The following is a 6,961-nucleotide window of genomic DNA, read 5'->3' as shown; positions in this document are numbered from 1 at the left end:
CCGCCCGCCCGTCCCGCCGCGAGGCGCGGCGCGCCCTTCGACTCGGAGACGACCACCGATGAACCACGACCACCACCCGTACGACGCGGTCGACGACCCGAACGCGGTGGCCGTCGTCGGCCTCTCCTGCCGCTTCGGCCCCGCCACCTCGGCGGACCGGCTCTGGGAGCTGCTGGAGCAGGGCCGCAGCGGGATCCGCCGCCACTCGCCCGAGGAGCTCGTCCGGCTGGGCCACCGACCGGAACTGGTCCGGCGCCCCGGCTTCGTCCCCGCCGGCGTCGTCCTGGAGGACGCCGACGCCTTCGACAACGAGTTCTTCGGCTACAGCCCGGTACACGCCGAGTGGCTGGACCCGCAGCAGCGGGTCCTGCTGGAGACCGCCTGGCACGCCCTGGAGGACGCCGGCTTCGCACCGGACCGCACGGGGCTGCGCACCGCCGCGTACGTCTCGGTCGGCCAGTCCACGATGCCGCAGGTCGGCATCACCGAGCTGGACGCGGCCGGCATGATCCGCTTCTCCTCCTCCGACAAGGACTTCGCCGCCAGCCGGATCTCCTACAAGCTCGGCCTCACCGGTCCCAGCCTGACGGTGCAGTCCGCCTGCTCCAGCGGCCTGGTCGCCGTCCACCTCGCGGTGGAGAGCCTGCTCGGCGAGGAGTGCGACCTGGCCGTGGTCGGCGCCGCCTCGCTGCACTTCCCGCAGGCGGGCTACCTCGCCGCGCCCGACATGATCCTCTCGCCGAGCGGCGAGTGCCGGCCGTTCGACGACAGCGCCGACGGCACGGTCTTCGGCAACGGCGCCGGCGCGCTCGTACTGCGCCGGCTGGCCGACGCCGTCCGCGACGGCGACCCGATCCGCGCGGTGATCCGCGGCAGCGCCGTCAACAACGACGGCGCCCGCAAGATGGACTACCACGCCCCGTCCCCGGAGGGGCAGGAGGCGGTCCTGCGCGAGGCGCTGGCCGTCGCCGGCATCGACGCGCACACCGTCGGCTACCTGGAGACCCACGGCACCGGCACCCACCTGGGCGACCCCATCGAGTACGCGGCCCTCGACCGCGTCTACGGCGGCGACCGGCCGCACCCGGCCGCCGTCGGCTCCGTCAAGAGCGTCGTCGGCCACCTCAACACCGCGGCGGGACTCGCCGGCCTGGCCAAGGCGATCCTCGCGCTGGAGCACGCCGCCGTGCCCCCGCAGGCCCCGTTCGAGACGCCCAACCGCCGACTCGCCGGGACCGGCGGCCTGCGGATCGCCGCCGGCGGCGACGGCTGGCCCGTGCCCGAGGGCCCGCGCCGGGCCGCGGTGAGCTCCTTCGGCATCGGCGGCACCAACGCCCACGTGGTGCTGGAGCAGGCGCCCGACCTGCCGGCCCCGCCCGCCGGAGACGGCCGGGACGAGCACCGGGTGCCCGTGTCCGCCCGCACCGAAGAGGCCCTGCAACAGCTCGCCGCCTCCCTGGCGGACGCCCTGAGCGGCCCCGGCGCCCCGGAGCCGGCCGACGTCGCGCACACCCTGCGCACCGGCCGCAGCCACCGCGCCGTCCGCGTCGTGCTGACCGCGCGCACCACGGCCGAACTGGCGGAGCAGCTGCGCGAACTCGCCCGGGAGGGCTCCGCGGCAGCCCCTGCCCCGGCCGGCCCCTACCTGGCGTGGGTCGAAGGCACCGGCGAGCTGCCCGAACCGGAGCCCGCCTCCGGCCGCACCGGCCGCCGGGTCCGGCTGCCCGGCTACCCGTTCGCCCGCCGCCGGTGGCCCCGCCCCGACGCCACGGCCCCCGCGCCGGACGGCAGGTCGCCCGAGACGGCCACCGCAGCGGACAGCGGAGCCCTCCCGGTCCGGACGGTGCGCCCCTCCGACCCGCTGGCAGCCGACCACCTCGTCGGCGGGCTGCCGGTGTTCCCGGCCGCCGCCCAGATCGACCTCGCACTGACCGCCGCCGGCCGGCTCGCCGGCGGACCGGCGGCCGGCCTCGCCGACCTGGCGTTCCGCCGCACGGTCGAGGTGGTGGACCCGGTCGAGCTGCGGGTGGAGATCGAGGACGGACAGGTCCGGGTGGCCTCCACGGACGTCCACTCCCAGGCCCGGCTGCTGCCGGACGGCGCACCGGAGCGGCCCGCCCCGCTCGACCTCGCCGCCCTGCGCCGCGCCTACCCCGAATCGGCGGAACCCGCCGACCTCTACCGCTACTTCGCGGACAACGGCGTCGGCTACGGCCCGGCCTTCCGGGTCCTGCGCGAGCTGCACCACGGTCCCGGCGGGGTGCTGGCCCGGGTGGCCGCCGCACCGGAGTCCGCGCCCGGCGAGACGGTCTCGCCCTGCGTCCTGGACGGCGCCCTCCAGTCCGTCATCGGCTGCGTCCTGCGCGAGGACCTGGCCGGAGAGACCTTCATCCCGTTCGCCGTCGACGAGCTGACGGTGCACGCTCCGCTGCCCGACCAGGTGTGGGTCACGGTCAGCCCGCAGCGGCTCGCCGGCGGCGGCCGGCGGGTGCGCCGGTACGACGTGACCGTCGCGGCGCAGGACGGCGCCGTACTGCTGACCCTGCGCGGCCTCGCCCTCCGCCCGGTCACCGCGGCCGCCGCGTCCGGTGCGTCCGGTGCGTCCGCCGTGCCGCAGGACGTGCACCTGTTCGCCCCCGCCGAAGAGGAGTTCACCCTGCCCGGCCGGGACACCGCCCCGGCCGGACCGCTCGTGCTGATCGGCGACACCGCCCTCGACGGCGCCGACCTGGTGCTCCCGGAGCCCGCGGACCCGGACGCCGCCGCGGCGGCCGGCGCCGAGCTGGCCGCGCGGCTGCCCGCCGACGGCGGCAGGCCGACCATCGTGTGGCCGGCCGCCGCCGGCGACCCGCACACCGCCCCCGCGGCCACCGCCGCCGACGGCGCCCTGCGCGTCCTGGCCCTGCTGCGGGCCCTGCTGCGCCCGCTCGGCCGGCGCGGCGCGCACCTGGTCGTCCCGTACCCGGCCGACTCCCCGGCGGGCGCGGTGACCGGCGCCGGCCTCGCGGCACTCGGCCGCTCGCTGACCGGTGAGAACCCCCGCTTCGACCTCACCGCCCTCGCCGTCGAGGACGGCGCCGGGCCGGCCCGGCTGCGCCGCGCGCTCGACGCCCTGACGGTACGCGTGCCGCTCTCCCGCGCGCTGACCGTCGCGGCCGACGGCGGGCTGAGGACCACCGTCCTGGCACCGCTCACCCCCGCCGCCGGCACCCGGCCGGTGCTGCGCCACGGCGGGCGCTACTGGATCCACGGGATGGGACGCCTCGCCGCCCTCCTCGCCGAGCACCTGCTCGACCGCTACGCCGCACGGATCGTGCTCACCGGCCGGTCGGCCGCCGACGGCGCCCGGGGCGAGGAGCTGCGCCGGCTCGCCGACCGGGCGGCACGGACCGGCGGCTCGGTCGAGTACCTGCGGCTGGACCCGGCCGACCCGGCCGCCGTGGGCCGCACCGCCCGGCGGATCGCCGCCAACGGCCCCGCCGTGAACGGCGTCTTCCACTGCGCCGGGGTCCTGCGCGACGGGTACGTCCTGCGCAAGACGGTCGCCGACGCCCGCGAGGTGATCGTCCCCAAGCTGGTCGGCGCGGCCGAGCTCGACACGGCCACGGCCGACTGGGACCTGGACTGCTTCGCCGTCTTCTCCTCCGTGTCGGGCGCCCTCGGCAGCGCCGGACAGGCCGACTACGCCTTCGCCAACGCCGCCGCGGACGAGCTGGTCCGCCGCCGCGCGGACCGGGCCGGCCGAGGCCGGTCGGTCTCGATCGCCTGGCCGTTCTGGGAGGACGGCGGGATGCGCCCGGACGGGCCGGCCCAGGAGGAGCTGGCCACCCTCGGCATGCGGGCCCTGCCCACCGCGGCCGGGCTCGCCGTACTGGAATCCCTGCTCGCCGGTCCCGCGACCGCGCCCGTGGTGCTCTACGGCGACCGGGAGGCCCTGCTCGCCTCCTTCCCGCTGCTGACCTCCCAGGCCCCCGCGGCCCCGGCCGCCGACGCGGCCGCCCCGGAGCCGGCGCCGACTTCGGCTCCGGTCGCGCAGCAGGCGGCCCCCGCCGCCGCGCCGGCCGAGGAGGTGACCGGCGTCCTGCACCGGCGGCTGGCGGAGGTCGTGGCCGAGGCGACCCGCACCCCCGTCGCGGACGTCACCGCCGACCGCCTCTTCGACGACCTGGGGATCGACTCCCTGCTCGCCATCCGGGTCGTCGAGCTGCTGGAACAGGACTTCGGGCGGCTCTCCAAGACCCTGCTCTTCGAGTGCCGCTCGGTGGCGGAACTCGCCGAGTACCTGGTGGAGGAGCACCCCGAGCGGTGCACCGCCCTCGCGGGCGGACCGGGGGAGACCGCCCCGGCGGCGCCCCCCGCCCCGGCCGAGACAGCCGCCCCGGCCGGCACCGCAGTTCCCGCCGCGCCGACCGTTCCCGCCGCGCCGTCGGGTCCGTCCGCCGACGACCTCGCCGACCCCCGGGCCATCGCCGTCATCGGCGTCGCCGGACGCTTCCCCGAGGCCGACGGCCTCGACGGGCTGTGGCGGAACCTGACGGAGGGCCGGGACAGCATCACCGAGGTCCCGGCCGACCGCTGGGACGCCGAGGCCCTCTACGACGCCGACAAGACCCGCGTCGACCGCACCCACGCCAAGTGGGGCGGATTCATCGACGGGGTGGAGAACTTCGACGCCGCGCTCTTCAACATCTCGCCCCGGGAGGCGGGGATCGTCGACCCGCAGGCCAGGCTGTTCCTGGAGAGCTGCTGGGCTGCCCTCGACGACGCCGGATACACCCCGGACCGCCTGGTGTCCGCCGCGGAGGAGCCGCTGCACCGGCGCGACGTCGGCGTGTTCGTCGGGGCGATGTACGGCGAGTACCAGCTCCACGAGGCGGAGGAGCGGCTCAGGGGCAATCCCGTGCTGGCCAACAGCGCCTACTGGTCCATCGCCAACCGGGTGTCCTACTTCTTCGACTTCCAGGGCCCGAGCGTCGCCGTCGACACGGCCTGCTCCTCCGCGCTCACCGCCGTCCACCTGGCGGTCGAGTCGCTGCGGGCCGGCTCGTCGCGGGTGGCGATCGCGGGCGGCGTCAACGTCCTCATCCACCCCAACAAGTACTTCATGCTCGGCCAGGGGAGATTCGCCTCCAGCGACGGCCGCTGCCGCAGCTTCGGTGCCGGCGGCGACGGCTACGTCCCCGGCGAGGGCGTCGGAGCCGTGGTCCTCAAGCCGCTGCGGGACGCGCTGCGCGACGGCGACCACATCCACGCCGTGATCCGCGGCACCGCCGCCAACCACGGCGGCCGCACCAACGGCTACACCGTGCCCAACCCCCGCGCCCAGGCCGACCTGGTGACGAAGGCGCTGCGGGACGCCGGCCTGACCGCCCGCGACCTCGACTACATCGAGGCCCACGGCACCGGCACCGCGCTCGGCGACCCGATCGAGATCCGCGGACTCGCCTCGGCGTTCGCCCGGGACGGCATCAAGGGCCCGGGCAGCCTCCCGATCGGTTCGGTCAAGTCCAACGTCGGCCACCTCGAGTCGGCCGCCGGTTCGGTGGCGCTCGCCAAGGTGCTGCTCCAGCTGCGCCACCGCACCCTCGTGCCGTCGCTGCACGCCACCCCGCCCAACCCGGAGATCGACTTCGACGGGGTCCCGTTCAGCGTGCAGCAGCAGCTCGCGCCGTGGCGCACCCACGACGGCGCCGCACGCCCGCTGCGGGCCGGGATCAGCTCGTTCGGCGCCGGCGGCGGCAACGCCCACCTGATCGTCGAGGAGGCGCCCGCGCCCGCCCCGCGACCGGCGGCCGACCGCCGGGAGCCGCAGGTCCTGTTCCTGTCGGCCCGGACGGACACCGCGCTCGCCGCGTACGCCCGGGACCTGAGGGACCATCTGCTCAAGGCCCGCTCCGCCGGTGACGAGCCCTCGGCGGCCGACGTCGCCTTCACCTTCGCGGTCGGGCGCGTCGACCTGGCCCGCCGCGCAGCCCTCCCGGCCGACTCGCTCGACCTGCTGCTCGCCGGTCTGGACGCCCTGGCCGAGGGCCGGCCGCAGCCCGCCCCGCCGGCCGGCGAGACGGTCGCCGCCTGGCTCTCCGGCCGGCGCATCGACCGCGAGGCCGCCTGCGGTTCCGCCTCCACCGGCCGCCGCATCCCGCTGCCGCACTACCCGTTCGAACGCGTCCGCTGCTGGTACGACCTGCAGATCGCCCACCTGCACCGGCAGGGCCTCGGCAGTGCCGGGCAGGAACCCGCGTTCGCCCGGAGCCACCTGCGCGACTTCGGCCGGGCACCGTCCGAACGGGCCCAGGCCGCCGAACCCCTGCCGTCCGCCGAACCCGTGCCGGCCACCGCGCCCGCGGCGGTCGCCGTACCCGTTCAGGCCGCCGCGCCCACAGCCGTACCCGCCCGGGCAGACGTTCCTGCCGCCGTACCCGCGCCGGCTGCCGCGCCCGCAGCCGTACCCGCCCTGACCCTGCGCGGTGCGGCCGCGCCCGCCCGCCGGCCGGCCACCGCACCCGACCCGATGGAGAAGCCACAGATGACCAGCGACCGCAAGATCTCGCTCCGGCCGCTCGCTCCGGCCACGGCTATGACGAGGCCCGCCGCCCCGGCGGCCCCGTCGGCTCCCGCCGCCGTGCCCGCCGCGGCCGCCGCCGCGCCCGCGGAGCCCGCCGTGCCCGCAGCGCCCGCCCCGGCCCCCGCCGCCGTTCCGGCGGGCCGGCAGGAGGAGGTCACCGGCGAGGTCGCCCGGCTGCTCGCCGGTGTGCTGTACCTCGAACCGGACCAGCTCGACCCGGAGGAGACCTTCCTGACCCTGGGCGTCGACTCGATCCTCGGCGTGGAGTTCGTCGCCGCGGTCAACGCCGCCTACCCGGTCGGCGTCAAGGCGACCGCCCTGTACGATCACCCGACGCCGGCCGCGTTCGCCCGGCACGTCGCCGAGTCGCTCGGCGCCTCCTCCCCGGCCCCGGCC

General features: G+C 77.3%; 1 protein-coding gene. It reads left to right on the top strand.

The genetic code is table 11. The features are described 5' to 3' along the window. Positions 1-58: 58 nt before the first annotated feature. Positions 59-6,961, top strand: a 6,903-nt coding sequence (locus HYE82_RS32130; protein ID WP_179177732.1) for a beta-ketoacyl synthase N-terminal-like domain-containing protein, incomplete at its 3' end; no start/stop codon positions are given.

Source organism: Streptomyces sp. BR123 (assembly GCF_013401435.1).
GTDB lineage: Bacteria > Actinomycetota > Actinomycetes > Streptomycetales > Streptomycetaceae > Streptomyces.
This window is presented reverse-complemented; position numbering and strand designations above follow the sequence as displayed.